General features: G+C 47.7%; 17 protein-coding genes. 1 reads left to right on the top strand and 16 read right to left on the bottom strand.

Annotated features, from left to right (window positions below; genetic code table 11):
* Positions 1–4: 4 nt before the first annotated feature.
* The 9 genes from rlmB to QF049_RS26755 form a co-directional block, all read right to left on the bottom strand.
* The gene (gene rlmB, locus QF049_RS26795; RefSeq protein ID WP_017692057.1) at positions 5–751 is read right to left on the bottom strand and encodes a 23S rRNA (guanosine(2251)-2'-O)-methyltransferase RlmB; all 747 of its coding nucleotides are present in this window, start codon (positions 749–751) and stop codon (positions 5–7) included.
* Between the two features lie 43 nt (positions 752–794).
* Positions 795–1,274: a Mini-ribonuclease 3 gene (locus QF049_RS26790; protein WP_076334124.1), complete on the bottom strand. Its 480-nt coding sequence runs from the start codon at positions 1,272–1,274 to the stop codon at positions 795–797.
* Positions 1,271–2,671, bottom strand: coding sequence for a cysteine--tRNA ligase (gene cysS, locus QF049_RS26785; protein WP_091020524.1), 1,401 nt, complete (start codon positions 2,669–2,671; stop codon positions 1,271–1,273). Before cysS ends, QF049_RS26790 begins: the two co-directional genes overlap by 4 nt.
* A 42-nt stretch (positions 2,672–2,713) precedes the next feature.
* Entirely contained in the window at positions 2,714–3,373 is a 660-nt protein-coding gene (cysE, locus tag QF049_RS26780) for a serine O-acetyltransferase (protein WP_307541908.1), read from the bottom strand.
* Between the two features lie 225 nt (positions 3,374–3,598).
* Positions 3,599–4,072, bottom strand: coding sequence for an IS200/IS605 family transposase (tnpA, locus tag QF049_RS26775; RefSeq protein WP_307536646.1), 474 nt, complete (start codon positions 4,070–4,072; stop codon positions 3,599–3,601).
* A gap of 597 nt (positions 4,073–4,669) precedes the next feature.
* Positions 4,670–6,127, bottom strand: a complete 1,458-nt coding sequence (gene gltX, locus QF049_RS26770; protein ID WP_307541906.1) for a glutamate--tRNA ligase — start codon at positions 6,125–6,127, stop codon at positions 4,670–4,672.
* Positions 6,128–6,160: 33 nt separating this feature from the next.
* Entirely contained in the window at positions 6,161–6,637 is a 477-nt protein-coding gene (gene ispF, locus QF049_RS26765) for a 2-C-methyl-D-erythritol 2,4-cyclodiphosphate synthase (protein ID WP_017692052.1), read from the bottom strand.
* Positions 6,634–7,329 (bottom strand): 2-C-methyl-D-erythritol 4-phosphate cytidylyltransferase, encoded by a 696-nt coding sequence (gene ispD, locus QF049_RS26760; RefSeq protein ID WP_307541903.1) that lies wholly within the window; start codon positions 7,327–7,329, stop codon positions 6,634–6,636. The genes ispF and ispD overlap by 4 nt, the downstream gene beginning before the upstream one ends.
* An 82-nt stretch (positions 7,330–7,411) precedes the next feature.
* Positions 7,412–8,497 carry a PIN/TRAM domain-containing protein gene (locus QF049_RS26755; protein ID WP_091039184.1) on the bottom strand — a complete coding sequence of 362 codons (1,086 nt, stop codon included), beginning with the start codon at positions 8,495–8,497 and terminating at the stop codon, positions 7,412–7,414.
* A gap of 173 nt (positions 8,498–8,670) precedes the next feature.
* Between QF049_RS26755 and QF049_RS26750 the strand changes: the two genes are divergently transcribed.
* Positions 8,671–9,066, top strand: a complete 396-nt coding sequence (locus QF049_RS26750; protein ID WP_017692049.1) for a nucleoside triphosphate pyrophosphohydrolase family protein — start codon at positions 8,671–8,673, stop codon at positions 9,064–9,066.
* A 126-nt stretch (positions 9,067–9,192) separates the two neighbouring features.
* Here the strand turns inward: QF049_RS26750 and pssA are convergent, their stop codons facing one another.
* The 7 genes from pssA to QF049_RS26715 all read right to left on the bottom strand — a co-directional run bounded on the left by pssA (position 9,193) and on the right by QF049_RS26715 (position 17,452).
* Positions 9,193–9,924 (bottom strand): CDP-diacylglycerol--serine O-phosphatidyltransferase, encoded by a 732-nt coding sequence (gene pssA, locus QF049_RS26745; RefSeq protein WP_017692048.1) that lies wholly within the window; start codon positions 9,922–9,924, stop codon positions 9,193–9,195.
* A gap of 45 nt (positions 9,925–9,969) precedes the next feature.
* Complete coding sequence (gene disA / locus QF049_RS26740) at positions 9,970–11,046, bottom strand: DNA integrity scanning diadenylate cyclase DisA (protein WP_062836168.1); 1,077 nt, start codon at positions 11,044–11,046, stop codon at positions 9,970–9,972.
* A 13-nt stretch (positions 11,047–11,059) separates the two neighbouring features.
* Positions 11,060–12,427 carry a DNA repair protein RadA gene (radA, locus tag QF049_RS26735; protein WP_211085401.1) on the bottom strand — a complete coding sequence of 456 codons (1,368 nt, stop codon included), beginning with the start codon at positions 12,425–12,427 and terminating at the stop codon, positions 11,060–11,062.
* Between the two features lie 260 nt (positions 12,428–12,687).
* Positions 12,688–15,150 carry an ATP-dependent Clp protease ATP-binding subunit gene (locus tag QF049_RS26730; protein ID WP_253441187.1) on the bottom strand — a complete coding sequence of 821 codons (2,463 nt, stop codon included), beginning with the start codon at positions 15,148–15,150 and terminating at the stop codon, positions 12,688–12,690.
* Between the two features lie 185 nt (positions 15,151–15,335).
* A complete protein-coding gene (mcsB, locus tag QF049_RS26725; RefSeq protein ID WP_036607140.1) occupies positions 15,336–16,406 on the bottom strand; it encodes a protein-arginine kinase McsB in 1,071 nt (356 codons plus the stop codon).
* A gap of 28 nt (positions 16,407–16,434) precedes the next feature.
* Positions 16,435–16,959, bottom strand: a complete 525-nt coding sequence (gene mcsA / locus QF049_RS26720; RefSeq protein WP_105602475.1) for a protein-arginine kinase activator protein McsA — start codon at positions 16,957–16,959, stop codon at positions 16,435–16,437.
* Positions 16,960–16,990: 31 nt separating this feature from the next.
* Positions 16,991–17,452 carry a CtsR family transcriptional regulator gene (locus QF049_RS26715; protein ID WP_036607135.1) on the bottom strand — a complete coding sequence of 154 codons (462 nt, stop codon included), beginning with the start codon at positions 17,450–17,452 and terminating at the stop codon, positions 16,991–16,993.
* Positions 17,453–17,824: the final 372 nt, after the last annotated feature.

Here is a 17,824-nt window from a genome sequence, read left to right as displayed (position 1 = left end):
CCTTCTATTCCTGCGCTTGACGCGAGCGGAGCACTTCATACATGACGACCCCAGCTGCCACGGAAGCATTCAGGGAATTAATCTGACCTTGCATTGGTAATTTGATCAGCACATCGCATTTCTCACGAATAAGTCGTCCCATTCCCTTGTTCTCATTTCCGATTACCAATGCCACAGGGCCAGTAAAGACTCCATTACCAAAGACACCTTCATGAGCCGTGACATCTGTCCCTACAACCCATACACCTTCCTCTTTGAGGCGATCGATGGTCTGGCCAAGATTACTTACACGAGCCACTGGCACGTACTCCACAGCGCCTGCTGATGTTTTGGATACGGTCACGGTTACCGCTGCCGAACGACGTTTGGGTACAATGACGCCATGCGCACCCGTGCAATCTGCTGTCCGCAAAATTGACCCCAGGTTATGAGGATCTTCAATCTCATCCAGCAGAATCAGGAAAGGATGCTCATTCTTCGCTTTTGCTGCGGCAAGAATGTCTTCTACCTCCACATAAGCGTAAGGTGCCGCTTGAGCAACTACCCCCTGATGCTGAATGCCTGGTACCGTTTGATCCAGCTTACGCTTGTCCACGTGTTGAATGACAATACCTAGTTTTTTAGCCTCCGAGATAATAGGTTGAGTCAGATGTTTCTGTGCTGTATCGGCAATCCATATTTTATTAATGGTCCGGCCTGAACGCAGCGCCTCCGTCACGGAGTGTTTACCGGCGATCCATTCTTCTTCCATCGTTGTTCGATCCTCTCTGTAATGCGTTGTTTTGTTGAAATTTCTATTTTTTTGTCGGCGATGGCGATTGTTGTTCCGCGTGCTCAATGCCATGCCCGATCAGTTCAATCATGCGATCATGATGACCACTGCTATAGAGGTAACCAATGAGACATTCAAAAGCAGTGGCATGTCTGTACTCCAACACATCTGCATTTTTGGGTACACTACCCGACTTGGCATTCCGCCCTTGCCGGACGATATCCCGTTCTTCCTCTGTCAGTTCAGCCTCAATCGTTGTAAGTATGCGGCTCTGCGCCTTCGCTGATACCAACCCGGTTGCACTACGGTGCAAATGATTGGGACGCATGTTGGCCTTCGACAACAGATATTGACGAACAGCTACCTCATATACCGCATCACCAATATAGGCCAGTGCAATAGGTGGAATCAACCTCGCAGGTCTGGAAGGAGGATACGGGAACCATCCTCCCTCTGTGACCTGCTCCTGTTGTTTTGGTGTATTTGGATGTCCTTCGCTCATTTGCGCCGCCATCTCATGCCCTGCGCCGTATCTTCAAGCAGAATGCCACGTGCAGACAATTCATCGCGAATTTCATCCGCTCTTGCCCAGTTTTTCGACTTGCGCGCTTCTACACGCTCCTCAATCAGACGTTCTACTTCCTCATCCAGAAGTTCTGGCTCTGCGTCAGTATAAATGCGCAGTACAGCATTCAATTCACTGAACAACTCGAGGAGTGCGCGAATGTCTGCCGCATTAACTACTTCTTGCTGCAACAGTTGGTTGGCTTCCCCTGCCCACTCAAACATCGCAGTAATCGCATCAGGAGTATTGAAATCATCCTGCATCTTCTCGTGATACTGCTGACGAATTTGGTCGAGTCTTGCCGCAAACTCTGCTGTGATATCCTGATCAACAGTTACTGCATTTAGACGATGGTTCAGGTTACCTACCGCATTCGCAATCCGGTCCACACTGTTCTGTGCCTGCTCCATCGTATCATCCGTGAAGTTCAATGGGTTGCGATAGTGGGTAGACAACATGAAATAACGAATCGCTTCGCGTTTATATTGATTCCGCAAGTCTTTAACAAGAACACCATTACCGAGTGATTTTGACATCTTCTCGTTATCAATTCGGATGAATCCATTATGCATCCAGTAGTTCGCAAGTGGTTTACCTGTTAATACCTCGGATTGGGCGCATTCGCACTCATGGTGCGGGAACTGCAAATCCTGTCCACCCCCGTGAATGTCCAGTGTATCCCCAAGGTACTCCCGAGCCATGGCGGAGCATTCAATATGCCAGCCTGGTCGACCATCGCCCCAAGGACTGGACCAATAGATCTCACCTGGTTTGGCAGCCTTCCAGAGCACAAAATCTTCGGGATGCTCTTTGCGCTCGTCTACACCCACACGGATTCCGAACTGCAGCTCCTGCAGGTTTTGTTTTGAAAGTTTGCCATATTCGCTGAATTTGCCTGTACGATAATAGACGTCACCGCCATTTTCATACGCAAATCCTTTTTCAACGAGCTCACGGATAAAATCAATAATCAGCGGCATGTTTTCCGTTACTCTCGGATTGCTGCTTGCCTTGGGAATACCCAATCCCTCAAGGTCTTCATAATAGGCAGCAATAAATTTCTCAGCCACGTGAGGAACGTCTGTTCCAAGTTGTTCTGCTTTGCGAATCAGCTTATCGTCCACATCCGTGAAGTTCACCACATAGTTCACATCATGTCCTGTCTGTTCCAGGTATCCACGAACTGTGTCGAAAAAGATAACCGGGCGTGCATTCCCGATATGAATGTAGTCATATACCGTTGGTCCGCAAACATACATTTTCACTTTCCCTGGCTCTTGGGGAACAAATTCCTCTTTGGTACGACTCATCGTATTATAAATCTGAAGCGTCATGGTCACTTATCCTTTCATCCTATACTGCCTTTATTTATTGTATCACGTATCACGCACAGTCTCATTTTCACGGGCATTCTGCAGTGTACGTACTTCTTTCTGCAATCGTTCGAGTTCTTTTTGCATGCTGCGCAAGGAGTCGACGACCGGATCGGGCAGTTGTTGACTGAGGCGATCTACCCGTCGGCCATCCTGTTTAACAATTCTTCCCGGTATACCTACCACGGTACTATTGGAAGGAACCTCCTTAAGCACAACGGAGTTCGCACCAATGTTACATTGATCCCCCACGCTAAATGAACCTAGCACCTTGGCTCCGGATGAGATAACCACATTATTACCAATGGTCGGATGTCTCTTTCCTTTTTCTTTCCCTGTTCCGCCCAGGGTAACCCCCTGATAGATAACGACATCATCGCCAATCTCACATGTTTCTCCAATAACAACGCCCATTCCGTGGTCAATAAACAACCGATTTCCGATCGTAGCTCCAGGATGTATCTCGATTCCTGTCATAAAACGGCTAACCTGCGAAATGAACCGGGCAACCGAGAACCATCTTCGCTTGTATAAAAAATGAGCGATCCGGTGTGCCCATATCGCATGCAGCCCTGAGTAGGTGAATACCACCTCAAACCAACCTCGGGCCGCCGGATCGTTTTCAAACACCGCCTGGATATCTGATCTGATCTTCTTGAACATGCTCGTTCCCCTCTTGTTCAGGTTCCCGTCCTCCGGCTTACCGGACGGCGCGTTCCTTGGTAGTGTACTGCACACTCGCCTAAATCAGGACCACCCGTCCAACGGGTGGTTTGCTCTTGGGGTATAACCCCCTGTTGCCAAACTGCGCCTAAAGACGCTAGCCTGACAGCAGGGCTGTTCAGGCTCAGTGTTATTTGTCACTTTCACTTACCAGTTAAACTGGTCTTACTTCTTTTTGCTCCGATTACTGCTGAATGGATCTTCGTATTCTTTTACACTCAGCTTATCTAACGCTTGATCATGTGCTTCTTGCTCACGAATATACTTTCTTACCGTTGCTTCATTTAGACCCACTGTACTCACATAGTACCCTTCTGCCCAAAACTTTCGATTGCCGTATTTATACTTGAGCTGGGCATGCTTCTCGAAGATCATGAGCGAACTTTTTCCCTTTAGATATCCCATGAACGTTGAGACAGCTATTTTCGGTGGAATCGCTACCAACATGTGAACATGATCGGGCATCATATGACCTTCTATAATTTCTACTCCCTTGTACTTACATAGACGTCTAAAAATTTCGATTAAGTCTTTTCTCACTTGATTATAGATTTCTTTCCGTCTATACTTCGGGGTGAATACAATGTGGTATTTGCACATCCACTTTGTGTGAGCTAGGCTGTAGCTCTTGTTTGCCATTGAAGACCATTCCTTTCTTTGAGCCTGAACATCTCAATTTTATCGGAATGGTCTTGGTGGTCAAACCTCAGGTCCCTCCACCCGCATAGCGGGTGGTTTTTTGTTTCGCGCGTTACACGCACTCAACTGGCTAAAGCCATAAACAAAAAAACGCCCCTGCAGCATTTAGCTGCAGAGGCGTTTATCGCGGTCCCACTCTGCTCGGTCCATTCTTAAATAGAATGAGCCCTCAAGCGGTTTGGTAACGGAAACCAATCGTCACAACCTATCCTAACGTTTTCCCTTGTCATGATCGACAAAGGCGGGGCTGGATTCGGCTGTGCAGCTCACGGGCGCATTTCGACTGATGGACAGTGGATGGTTCACAGCCACCGCATCCAAAGAAATCTCTCTTTGCTGCGGGACCATCCTCTCTGAATCTGTCCGGGTCAGTCTACTCCTCCCGATCTTTGCTGTTCTATTAGATAAATCATATCAATTATTCGTTGTGTTGTTATTATAGCGAAAAGGCCTCAGACTGACAACAGCCTCCTACGTAATCCATACTTCATAGGATTGCGTTCAGATTCCAAATAAACGGAATGTCCTCGACTAAGATTATTTTACTTGTGCAAGCAAACGTTCGATCACCGTATCCCGACCCAGAAGTACGATCGTTTGGTTCAGATCCCGTCCATGCGTCTGTCCAGTCAAGGCTACACGAATTGGCATAAAGAGCTGTTTGCCCTTAAAGCCGGTTTCTTTCTGTACTTCCTTGATCAATGCAGCCATTTTGCTTGGTGTGAACTCTTCACTTGCCTGCACTTTATCCGCAAATGCCTTCAGCACGGTTGGTACTTGCTCTTCAGCGAGAACTGCGGCACCTTCAGTTTCCAGCTCAATCTCCGAACGGAAGAACACTTCCGACAATTCTACGATATCGGATGCGGCATTCATCTGTTCCTGATAGAGATGTACGAGGGTATGCGCCCACTCTTTTTGCTCAGCGGATAGATCCCCAGGAAGACGTCCTGCTTTTTGCAGATGCGGAATGGCCATTTCGGCAATCCGTTCCGGGTCAGCATGTTTGATATAGTGGTTGTTCAAGTGAGCCAGCTTGTGGGTATCAAATACCGCCGGGCTCTTGGACAGACGTTTCGTATCAAAAATGGAGATCAGTTGCTCTTGCGAGAAGATCTCTTCTTCCCCTTCCGGCGACCAGCCAAGCAGGGAAATGAAGTTAAACATCGCTTCAGGCAAATAGCCGAGCTGATCATACTGCTCAATAAACTGAATAACGGATTCATCCCGTTTACTCAGCTTCTTGTGATTTTCATTCACGATCAGCGTCATATGGCCGAATTGCGGCGGCTCCCAGCCGAGCGCTTCATAGATCATCAATTGACGCGGCGTGTTCGAGATGTGATCTTCCCCGCGCAAGACGTGGGAGATCTTCATCAAGTGATCATCCACAGCAACGGCATAGTTGTATGTGGGAATGCCGTCTTTTTTCACAATGACGAAGTCACCGGATTCCTTGCTGTTGAACGAGATTGTGCCCTTAACCATATCATCAAACGTATATGTGCGCTCTTCCGGCACACGGAAACGAATACTCGCTACGCGGCCTTCCGCTTCAAACGCACTAATTTGCTCTGGAGTCAGGTCACGGTGTTTGCCAGAATAACGCGGTGTTTCTCCACGTGCTGACTGTTCCTCGCGCTCTTGCTCCAATTCTTCTTCCGTGCAGAAGCAACGGTAAGCCAGACCTTTATCCAGCAATTCCTGCGTATATTTACGATAGAGGTCCAGACGTTCCGTTTGACGGTATGGTCCGTATTCTCCGCCCACGTCAATACTTTCGTCCCACTCAATTCCGAGCCATTTCAGGTATTTCAGTTGGCTTTCTTCACCACCGGCAATATTCCGTTTTACGTCTGTATCTTCAATACGAATAATGAATTTACCGTTATTATGTTTGGCATATAGATAGTTAAACAACGCCGTACGGGCATTCCCGATATGCAGATGTCCCGTTGGGCTCGGCGCGTAACGCACACGAATTTCCGTGCTCATATGATCCCCTCCGTCACTAATTGATTGATGATATCACACACGTACAAGGCAAACAACGGATTGAGCGGCAATGCCCTCTCCCCGTCCCGGGAACCCCAGTTGCTCTGTCGTTGTTGCTTTCACGTTCACTTGCGTTACATCCGCTTCCAGTGCCTTGGCAATAACCTCAGCCATCTGTGGGATGTAAGGAGCCATCTTTGGCTTCTGGGCAATAATCGTTGAATCGATATTCCCGAGCTTATACCCGCGATCCTTAACAAGCTGCCATACATGCTCCAGCAATTTCAGGCTGTCGGCATCTTTGAATTCCGGATCGGTATCCGGGAAGTGCTTGCCAATATCCCCAAGTGCCAGCGCACCCAAAATGGCATCACTAATCGCGTGCAACAGCACGTCTGCGTCCGAGTGACCCAGCAGTCCTTTTTCATAAGGAATCGTTACTCCGCCAATAATACACGGGCGTCCCTCTACCAGCTGATGTACATCAAATCCCTGTCCTACACGTATCATCGCTTCTTCTCTCCCCCCAGCAAAAACGCAGCGTATTGCAAATCTTCCGGCGTTGTTAATTTGATATTGGTATAATTGCCTTCCACAACCTTGACCGACATTCCCTGACGTTCAGCCAGCATGGCATCATCTGTTCCCAGAAATCCGTCCTGCTCGGCTGATTCGTAGGCGGAGAGCAGGGAAGAAAGACGAAAAGCCTGCGGGGTTTGAATGCTCCACAGACTGCTGCGGTCTGGCGTCGCCGTAACGACTCCTTCCGCATTCACTTGTTTAATCGTATCCTTCACGGGAACCGCCAGTACAGCTGCTCCACCACCAGATGTGGCAGCCGCCATGCATCCCTTGATCTGCTCATGGTTCACAAAAGGACGTACCCCGTCGTGAACGAGAACCCAATCCGTCCCAAGTGCCTCAAGGCCTTTATGGACAGAATGTTGTCTCTCTTTCCCTCCGGGGATAACACGGACACGTGAATCCAGTTGGTATTCTTTTACCCAATCCTGGCAGCGTTCAACATCTGCGGCTCCTGTGACCAGCACCATCTCGCGGATCTCGTCCAGCGCAGCAAATACCTCAAGCGTATGTATGAAAACGGGCTTGTCCTGCAGCAACAGAAACTGTTTGCTCTCGGTCGTCCCCATCCGGGTTCCGCGACCTGCTGCCACAATGACAACGCCCCACCCTTTATCCATGCCGCAATCCCTGCCTTGTCTGTCAGTTTATCGTCCAAAGATATACAATATCATTCAACGATACACTACCCATCATACCGCTTTATTGGGCTTTTTCCAACAGTTTCGGCTTGGCAAAAATCATTCGTCCCGCTGAAGTCTGTAACACACTGGTCACCAGTACTTCCATCATCATGCCGATATACTCGCGTCCGCCCTCCACAACGATCATTGTGCCATCATCCAGATAGGCTACACCTTGACCATGCTCCTTGCCATCTTTGATGATCTGCACCATGATCTCCTCACCTGGCAGAACAACCGGCTTAACCGCATTGGCGAGATCATTAATGTTCAACACAGATACACCCTGGAGTTCGCACACTTTGTTCAGGTTAAAGTCATTGGTGACCACTTTGCCCTGAAGCACTTTAGCCAGTTTAACCAGTTTGCTGTCCACCTCGGAGATTTCCTCGAAATCCCCCTCGTAGATTAGGACTTTTACATCAAGTTCCTTCTGGATTTTGTTCAAAATATCCAGTCCACGCCGTCCTCTGTTCCGCTTGAGCAGATCCGATGAATCAGCAATATGCTGTAACTCCTCCAGAACAAATTCCGGAATTACGATCGTGCCTTCAATAAATCCGGTTTTGCATATATCAGCAATACGCCCATCGATAATAACACTGGTATCCAAAATTTTATGTTCTTCCATCCGTCTATCCTCGTCCACCTCGGGATGACCCCATCGTCCAGACATCCAGAAGGCCCCCAGATCGTCTTTCTTCGCCATGGCAAGGGCATAACCGGAATAAGCACTAATCACCGTCAGCGCCACTTGCAGCACTTCTCCTGCCGTCCCCATCCATCTCACAACAGGGTAGAGCAACAAGGCCACCAGCAACCCAGCAACGGTACCTGCGGCACCTGCAGCCAATTCGTTCATAGGTACTTTTGCCAATGAATTGATCCCACTATGCAGCCTGTCTGCCATCAATGTTCCACCAATATTACATACAGCCATAAACATTACAGCTCCCAGCAGCGTCGATATACCAGCTCCCAGTAATCCTGCGGACTGAATCCACTCCGCCATCCATGGGACCGATTTTCCTGCCAGATGATATGCCGTGTAGCCGAACCATGCACCGCACAATCCTGTAAAAGTTAAAATGCCTTTTTTCCACATTAGTCCCTGCACCTCCTTCAATGTATCTTGATCTTTATATCCAGTATGATCCAATTCCTGAATTGCTAATCCCATCCGGAAGAACTTTTTGGAAATGTTGCAATCGTCAGTTGAAAGTAGGTAAATTATTGGCATATAATGAATTCAATTCATATCCCGAGGTGAGTGGCAAAATGAGTACGCTAAGTTTACAGGCTTTCCAGGATCAAGTTTCTGAACTGTTGCTGCGTCATCGCAGCCTGATTGATGTACTGTCCAAAACGGGACAAGCCGGAGCGTCTGTTAACCGTGCCGTGTCCAAAGCCATTACCGAATGCGGCTGCATCGAGCTGCACGCCACCAAGCAGAAATATGCCCCGGAGAGCGATATCGCTCAAACCAAGGGCCTTCTGGAAACGCATGTGGAAGGTGAGTTGTGTGAGAACTGCAGAGAGGTCATCAGCTCTGAGCTAGGGCGGAACCTGTTCTACATGTCGGCTCTCTGCAATCTGCTGGACATTAACATGGAAGAGGTCGTAAATCACGAATCACAGAAGTGTTCAACGTTAGGGATGTTTAATCTGTCGTAAGAAGATATGTATGTCGTTCGCAAGGGTTTCTTTTACTGTAAATAGATCTGAATAAACAAAAAGCACGCATTCTCCAGTTCAGGAGAGTACGTGCTTTCTTTGTATAGTGTCTGTCCCCGAGGCGACTTAACGATCGGAAGGACGGGAAGATTTCTCATCCTTGCGCTTTTTCGCCCGACTACGCGAGGCCGCTGTTCGCACATTATGCTTCATTCCATACAAGGCGTATAACACCAGCGGAATAAAGATCAATTTGGATAACTGCTCCGGGAAAATAACGGCTACAGCTATGGCAAATAACACAACCCACGGTGCAATCCAAATTGCCTTGCGTGGCAAACCGACCTTTTTGAAATTGGGATATTTAAGCGAACTCACCATCAGATACGATAACAGCAATGTAGCAATCATCATGCTAACCGGGCCAATATCCTTATTGAACAAGGACAGTGTAGCCAGTACCCCGCCGGCTGCCGGAATCGGCAGACCTGTGAAGTATCCGGGAATACCCGGACGAACGTTAAACCGTGCAAGACGAATGGCTCCACAGATTGGAAAAGCCGCTGTTGCGATCCAGGCGAGGATGGGCATTGAATCTTGAAACGACACCATAAATATGATCAGGGCTGGTGCTGCACCAAAGGAAACCATGTCAGACAAGGAATCCAGTTCCTTGCCGAATTCACTTTGGGCATTAAGTGCCCGTGCCACTCGGCCATCCAGACCATCCAGCAGCATCGCTACAATGACCATAATGGCAGCCAAACTGTAATTTCCATCAATCGCAAGCAAAATTGCCATCATTCCAAGAAACAGATTACCCAGGGTAAAGAGATTCGGAATGAATCTGGTTAGCATCGTTGTTTCACCTCATCCATTTCAAGCCTTTATATAGGCAAACCCTTACATCTGTCTGTCGATAAACATCTGCTCCTGCAAACGTTTGAGGCCTTCCTTAATGGTCCGGGCACGAACTTCACCAATACCGTCCACTTCGTCCAGTTCTTCAATTGTAGCCATAATAACATGAGGCAATTGTTCGAATTGATCCACCAGGTTATGGATAATGACATTGGGCAGGCGGGGGATCTTATTTAATACCCGGAATCCACGAGGTGCAACCGAATCCTCAGAAGTAGCGGCTGATGAAGGATAGCCGAGAAGACGGACAATATGATGTGCATCCAGCAACTCATCGTCCGACAATCTTTTCAGTCCCACGATAATTTCACGGATTTTGTCATCACTGTCGTCACGGGCATAGTCCTTATACAATAACCAGGCTTCTTCTTCCGTTGTACCCACGAGTTCTTCCATTTGCATGGAAATGAGTCGTCCCTCATTCCCAAGTTCATGAATGTATCGTTTGATTTCCGTTTTGATCCGCATCACCATTTCGGTACGCTGAATCACATTGACCACTTCAGGAATCGTCACCAATTCCTCAAACTCAGAGGCACTCAGATTCGTAAGGGACTGTGTTAATACAGCTTTGTATTTCTCCAGGGTTTGAATCGCTTGATTCGCTTTGGTCAAAATAACCCCGATTTCCTTGAGGGAATAACGAAGTGTTCCCTGATACAAGGTAATGATATTCCGGCGCTGTGATATGGATACGACCAATTTACCCGTTTGCTTTGCTACACGCTCTGCCGTCCGGTGACGAATCCCCGTCTCTGATGAAGAGATCGAAGAGTCCGGGATTAACTGGGTATTGGCGTAAAGAATACGCTTCAAATCCTCGCTAAGAATAATGGCTCCATCCATCTTGGCGAGTTCGTACAGGTAGTTCGGGGAGAAATCACAGTTAATCGAGAATCCCCCGTCCACCACTTCCATTACTTCAGGGCTGTATCCTACAACAAGCAGTGCGCCCGTCTTGGCGCGCAGCACATTTTCCAGACCTTCGCGGAAAGGTGTACCTGGTGCGATCAGCCTTAACAACTCATTCATATTATCCAGTTGGCTCGAATCTTTCATCTTGTTATGCCCCCTAATCTAAAGCAACCGCTAGTGCATCTGCCACGGTATTCACACCGATCAGTTGTATCCCGCGAGGATGTTTCCAGCCCTTTAAGCTTTTTTCCGGTAAAATGACTCGTTTGAAGCCCAGCTTCGCGGCTTCCTTCACTCGTTGTTCGGCCCGTGATACGGCTCGAACCTCACCTGTCAGACCAATCTCGCCAAAGACGACGTCATCCGGCTTGGTCGGTACATCCCTCAAACTGGATGCAATGCTGACAGCAACCGCCAAATCTACAGCGGGCTCATCCAACCGTACTCCACCAGCCACGTTCAGATACGCATCCTGGGTCTGTAAAAACATGCCCATCCGTTTCTCCAGCACTGCAATGATCAGATTTAATCGATGCAGATCTACCCCTGTTGCCATACGGCGGGGAGAAGGGAAATGGGTAGTGGAGATCAACGCCTGTAATTCCACGAGCAGAGGACGCGTCCCCTCCATACTGGCAACTACTGTTGAACCTGCTACACCCAGTGGACGTTCTGACAAAAAGAGTTCGGACGGATTGCCCACCTCACGAAGTCCATCCTCGCCCATTTCAAAAATGCCAATCTCATTGGTGGAACCAAAACGGTTCTTCACCGCACGCAGCAGGCGATACGTATGATGCCGTTCTCCTTCAAAATAAAGCACGCAATCCACCATATGTTCTAACATACGTGGACCGGCAATGGCACCTTCTTTGGTAACATGCCCCACAAGAACCGTTGCAATGCCTCTGCCTTTGGCAATTCGCATGAACCTTGACGTACATTCCCTTACCTGTGCTACACTACCCGGCGCACTGGTAACTTCGGGAAGATACACCGTCTGAATGGAGTCGATGACAAGAAAATGCGGCTGGATCTGATCCACCGCTTCCTCTACACGTTCCATATTGGTTTCACACAGTACATACAACTCGGCAGAGAGTGCCCCGAGGCGGTCTGCCCGCAATTTGGTTTGCTTGACTGATTCCTCACCGGAAACATATAACACACGCAAACCCGAATGCGTTAAAGCATGAGACGTCTGCAACATCAACGTTGATTTACCAATACCCGGATCTCCACCCACCAGAACGAGCGAACCCGGAACGATTCCACCACCCAATACCCGGTTCAACTCTCCGATTCCAGTCTGTACACGCGGTTCCTGACCGCTATCTATATCTATGATAGGAAGCGGTTTATCTTTACTGTCAAACAGAGGAGAATTTCTCCCTTGTGTTTTGACCACCGTCTCTGTTTCTTCCACCATTGAATTCCATGACTGACAACCCGGACACTTACCGTACCACTTGGGGGCTTCATAGCCGCATTCCGTACATTGAAACTTGGTTTTAACTTTGGCCACTTCAGCACTCCTATAATTTAGTTTTATAACAGCATTTTGCATTATTCGACGAATTTCACCCAAACTCCCTGACGTGCAGGGTTACTAAAAGTTTACCATTGTTTGAGATTTTTCGTAAAGGATTATCGCAAACTTTACACATGTTCCTGACATAATCATGTCCGTCTTCTGTCCAAAGTGCAAAAAATCCTCCCCGGCCGAAGCCGAGAAGGATTAAGGATTATTACAAACTGAAGTTTAACTCCAGTGCTTGCTACATATTATTTAGTTTCGATTTCCTCGTTAGAAGGAACAATCACGTCTTTTTTAGTTACAGACAGCGCACCGTTCTCTTCGTCAATGAGTAATGAATCGCCTTTGGTTACGTTACCTGTAAGCAACTCTTCAGACAATTTGTCCTCGATATGCTTCTGTATTGCCCGACGAAGCGGACGCGCACCGTAAGCTGGATCAAAGCCGGCTTTGGCAAGGAAGTCCTTGGCATTGTCGGTGAGTTCGAAGTCAACTTCGTATTCACGCAGCCGTTTGCGAAGTTCCTCACTCATGAGGGTAACAATCTCTGCAATGTGTTTCTGTTCCAGAGAGTGGAATACGATAATTTCATCAATCCGGTTAAGGAACTCTGGACGGAAGCTTTTCTTCAGCTCATCCATAACTTTACCCTTCATGTTATCATAATCCGCGCCTGCATCCACAACCGCTGTGAAACCAAGTGTAGAGTTACGTTTGATCGCTTCGGCACCCACGTTGGATGTCAGGATAATCAGCGTATTCCGGAAGTCAACAACGCGACCTTTGGAATCCGTCAGACGACCATCTTCAAGCACTTGCAGCAAGATATTGAATACTTCTGGATGTGCTTTCTCGATCTCATCAAGCAGGACTACGGAGTATGGTTTGCGACGAACTTTCTCTGTCAGCTGACCACCTTCTTCGTATCCAACATATCCTGGAGGCGCTCCGACGAGTCGGGAAGTCGAATGTTTCTCACCATACTCGGACATATCAATCCGGATTACTGCATTTTCATCACCAAACATTGCTTCAGCCAGAGCACGAGCAAGTTCTGTTTTACCTACCCCAGTAGGACCGAGGAAGATGAATGAACCCATCGGACGTTTTGGATCTTTCAATCCAGCACGAGCACGACGAACCGCACGACTGACCGATTTCACAGCCTCATCCTGGCCAATGACACGTTCATGCAAAATCGATTCCAGATTCATCAGGCGTTGTGTCTCTTCTTCTTTCAGCTTGTTCACCGGAATTCCTGTCCAGTTGGCTACCACTTGTGCGATATCCTCAGGTGTTACTTCGGAATCCGTGCGACCTTGTTTTTCTTTCCATTGATTCTTCGTTACATCCAGCTCTTCACGGATTTTTTGTTCCGTATCACGAAGCGCTGCGGCTTTTTCGAACTCCTGACTTTGAACTGCTGCGTCTTTTTCCTTACGGATATCTTCCAGACGGCTTTCCAGTTGTTTCAGGTTTGGTGGGATCGTGTAAGAGTTCAATCTTACTTTGGAGCCCGCTTCATCAATCAGGTCAATCGCTTTGTCTGGCAAAAAACGGTCTGTAATGTAACGGTCAGACAGTTTAACCGCCTGCACAATCGCTTCGTCCGTAATTTTCACACGGTGATGCGCCTCATAACGGTCACGCAAGCCGTGCAAGATTTGAATCGCTTCTTCCGGAGAAGGCTGATCTACAGTAATCGGTTGGAAACGACGCTCAAGCGCTGCATCCTTCTCGATGTATTTGCGATATTCATCCAGTGTTGTCGCACCGATACATTGCAATTCTCCACGGGCCAAAGCCGGTTTCAAAATGTTAGAAGCATCGATGGCACCTTCAGCTCCGCCTGCACCAATCAAGGTATGCAATTCGTCGATAAACAGGACAATGTTACCTGCTTGGCGAATCTCATCCATGATTTTTTTCAGACGATCTTCGAACTCACCACGATATTTGGTTCCAGCGACTACTGAACCCATATCCAAGGTCATTACACGTTTGTCGCGCAATGTTTCCGGAATCTCATTTGCAATGATTTTTTGTGCAAGGCCTTCAGCAATCGCTGTTTTACCTACACCTGGCTCACCGATCAATACCGGGTTGTTCTTGGTACGACGGCTGAGCACCTGAATGACACGCTCAATTTCTTTGCTACGTCCAATAACCGGGTCCAGGTTGTTCTCTCTGGCATAAGCCGTGAGGTCACGTGCCAGACTATCCAGCGTTGGTGTGCTTACATTGGCAGGTGTTCCATTATGACTGGATACAGCTTCACTGCTGCCAAGCAATTGCAGCACTTGTTGACGTGCTTTGTTCAGGCTAATTCCCAGGTTATTGAGCACACGTGCTGCAACACCCTCGCCTTCACGAATCAATCCGAGCAGGATATGCTCTGTGCCTACATAGGTGTGGCCCAATTTACGAGCTTCATCCATAGACAGTTCAATTACTTTTTTCGCACGTGGCGTATATGCAATGTTGGTAGGTTGCTCTTGGCCACGGCCAATCAGCGTTTCTACTTCATCCTGAATTTTTTCCAATCCGAGTCCCAGGCCGATCAGTGCTTTGGCTGCGATGCCTTCGCCTTCACGAATGAGGCCGAGCAAAATATGCTCAGTACCGATGTTATTATGACCGAGACGGACAGCTTCTTCCTGCGCGAGTGCGAGCACCTTTTGGGCCCGTTCCGTAAATCTTCCAAACATCATATCTCCTGCACCTCCATGGTTTTGGATAAAACGAGGGTCATTTAATGAAATAACCTTCGTATTCTTCATATCATTTTTGTTTGCAGCCGTGCTGCGAATAAAGTCATTCGGCATTTGTACATGCCTTATTATATAAAAGCCGCAATGCGGCATGAAACCATAATTCAATACAATATCAGGCTAAACTAGGACTGCTTCGCTGCATTGATCGTATCACGAATCAACTGAGCACGGTATATGTCACGCTCATCTGTACGCATATCTTCCCCGAATGTTTTCTGCAAAAATCCCGGCTGTGTCATCACATTCAACTCATTCATTACCGTAATGGACAGTCCATCCAACAAGCCGAGATCCACGCCAAGGCGTACATCCGATAAGCGCTGTGCAGCTTCCTTGGAATCAACAATAGCTGCATGAGACAATATGCCGTAAGAACGCATGACACGATCCGTAATCCGAAGTCTGGAGTCGGTAATTAACCGTTCTCTGGCTGTACGCTCATGACCTATCATCTGTAATACAACACCATGCAGGTTCTCGATGACTTCCTGTTCGGTCTGTCCCAAAGTAATCTGGTTCGAGATCTGGAACAGGTTCCCCATCGCCTCGCTACCTTCACCGTATATTCCTCTTACCGTCAATCCCACTTGGGAAACTGCGGTTAGAATACGGCCTATCTGTTGCGTCATCACCAGGGCAGGCAAGTGCATCATAACCGATGCTCTGACACCTGTACCTACATTGGTAGGACAGCTGGTTAAGTATCCTCTGCGATCATCAAAAGCATAATCCACATGCGCTTCAAAAGCATCATCTATTGCGGAAGCTTTCTCCCAGGCTTCTTTCACCTGGAACCCCGGATAGAGGCACTGGATACGAAGATGATCCTCTTCGTTAATCATAATACTGACCGACTCATCCTCACTGAGAATAACCGCACCATTCCTGGATTCATTCGCAAGACTTGGACTGATGAGATGTTTCTCCACCAGCACCCGTTTGTCGAGTTCGTCAATATCGATCAGATCCAAAGTATGAAAATCCCCAAAGGCATGAACGTCATCGTATTGAAGTACTTCGCTCAGCTTATTCAGCACCTCTTCCGATTGCTCATTGGAAGCCAGCATCGGAAACGGAACATGCTGAAGGTTGCGTGCAATCCGGACACGGCTGCTAATGACAATTTCGGAATCAGCCGCATCACTGCGCATCCAGTCGCTGAGCGCCTTCTCTGTAAAGCGCAGATTAGGCATTACGCATCCCTCCTACTCATGACAAACTTTACTCCTGAGCTATCCCTTTTTCAAGTCCTCTGATCTGGTCACGGATCTGAGCCGCCTCTTCAAATTCCTCTTGCGCGATGCTCTCCTGGAGCTCACGCTTCAGATCAGCGATTTGCCGTTTCACCTTGATGCGACCACCAGCTCGTGCAGGCACTTTGCCTACATGGGACGTATTACCATGAACCCGCTTGAACAAAGGATCCAGTCGGCTGTCAAAATATTTATAACATGAACTGCAGCCGAACCGGCCTATCTTACTAAATTGTGCGTACGTCATACCACACTCTTCACATTGAAGTGCTTTTGCAGGTGGTGTTCCTGCCGATCCACTTTTGCTGGCTGGATCAAAATCAAGCAATCCGGACAACAAGTTGTGAATGGAAAACCCACCTGCTGTTCCAGGGATCATTTCCCCTTTTTCACGGGCACATGACTCACAAATATGGAATTCCGTCTTCTCTCCATTTACGATCTTCGTAAAATGAAGTGTCGCCGGACGTTTATTGCATTCTTGGCACAACATATTGATGTACCTCCTTTGACCCCGATAGTTTTCATTTACCGAGCAAAGATATTAACATCGCCTTCAACATTCTGGCACGAATTTGATCCCGGTAAGGAAGTTTGACTAATATAACCTCTCTAGATACAGCAGCTCGCATCAACCCGGCTTCCCGCTTGCTCAAGAAGCGCGCTTCTTCCAATTGATAGATCAGACCTTCGGCAGCTGTCTGCCCGATCTCTTCACCAATACTATGGTGCAAATGATTATGCAGAGCTGATTGGGCCGGTAATTCAATGCGCTGTATGCGAACATAACCACCACCGCCGCGTTTACTCTCTACCAGGTATCCCTTCTCGAGTGTAAAACGTGTGCTGATGACATAATTGATCTGGGAAGGTACACATGAGAATTGATCTGCCAGATCATTACGCTGAATTTCAACCATTCCTTCGGGACTTTCATGCAAAATACTCTTCAGATATCGTTCGATAATATCAGAGATATTACGCATCCAATCATCCTCCACTGTCTGAAACGTTAAGTCAATAAGGACCCACACGCCCCCACAGAGTACACCTTCTCTACCCATTTAACCAATCAGGAAAACAACGAATCTTGCTTCCACAGGTATCAACAGGAGAGCGAAGGAAGCACGAAGGTCCTTTAATATTCCCTTGATCCTCCGATGAAATGAATCCCGTATATTGGCGATCATGCATCAGATTGTTGAAAGAAAGCTACTTAAGTATTAAACCTTTAGTTGACTTTGACTTTCTTTGACTTTATAACCATTATAGCATATTTTGTGGTTTTGCCAAGTGGGGTCACTATTCATTTTTTACGATTTTACACGAAATATTCCCCAGACACAAAAAAACCTCCC

Origin of the sequence: Paenibacillus sp. W4I10 (assembly GCF_030816325.1) — a bacterium.
GTDB lineage: Bacteria > Bacillota > Bacilli > Paenibacillales > Paenibacillaceae > Paenibacillus > Paenibacillus amylolyticus_B.
This window is presented reverse-complemented; position numbering and strand designations above follow the sequence as displayed.

Coding starts and splice junctions, on each gene's coding strand:
- rlmB (WP_017692057.1), bottom strand. CDS start 751: ATGGAAGAAGAATGGATCGCCGGTAAACACTCCGTGACGGAGGCGCTG.
- QF049_RS26790 (WP_076334124.1), bottom strand. CDS start 1,274: ATGAGCGAAGGACATCCAAATACACCAAAACAACAGGAGCAGGTCACA.
- cysS (WP_091020524.1), bottom strand. CDS start 2,671: ATGACGCTTCAGATTTATAATACGATGAGTCGTACCAAAGAGGAATTT.
- cysE (WP_307541908.1), bottom strand. CDS start 3,373: ATGTTCAAGAAGATCAGATCAGATATCCAGGCGGTGTTTGAAAACGAT.
- tnpA (WP_307536646.1), bottom strand. CDS start 4,072: ATGGCAAACAAGAGCTACAGCCTAGCTCACACAAAGTGGATGTGCAAA.
- gltX (WP_307541906.1), bottom strand. CDS start 6,127: ATGAGCACGGAAATTCGTGTGCGTTACGCGCCGAGCCCAACGGGACAT.
- ispF (WP_017692052.1), bottom strand. CDS start 6,637: ATGATACGTGTAGGACAGGGATTTGATGTACATCAGCTGGTAGAGGGA.
- ispD (WP_307541903.1), bottom strand. CDS start 7,329: ATGGATAAAGGGTGGGGCGTTGTCATTGTGGCAGCAGGTCGCGGAACC.
- QF049_RS26755 (WP_091039184.1), bottom strand. CDS start 8,497: ATGTGGAAAAAAGGCATTTTAACTTTTACAGGATTGTGCGGTGCATGG.
- QF049_RS26750 (WP_017692049.1), top strand. CDS start 8,671: ATGAGTACGCTAAGTTTACAGGCTTTCCAGGATCAAGTTTCTGAACTG.
- pssA (WP_017692048.1), bottom strand. CDS start 9,924: ATGCTAACCAGATTCATTCCGAATCTCTTTACCCTGGGTAATCTGTTT.
- disA (WP_062836168.1), bottom strand. CDS start 11,046: ATGAAAGATTCGAGCCAACTGGATAATATGAATGAGTTGTTAAGGCTG.
- QF049_RS26730 (WP_253441187.1), bottom strand. CDS start 15,150: ATGATGTTTGGAAGATTTACGGAACGGGCCCAAAAGGTGCTCGCACTC.
- mcsB (WP_036607140.1), bottom strand. CDS start 16,406: ATGCCTAATCTGCGCTTTACAGAGAAGGCGCTCAGCGACTGGATGCGC.
- mcsA (WP_105602475.1), bottom strand. CDS start 16,959: ATGTTGTGCCAAGAATGCAATAAACGTCCGGCGACACTTCATTTTACG.
- QF049_RS26715 (WP_036607135.1), bottom strand. CDS start 17,452: ATGCGTAATATCTCTGATATTATCGAACGATATCTGAAGAGTATTTTG.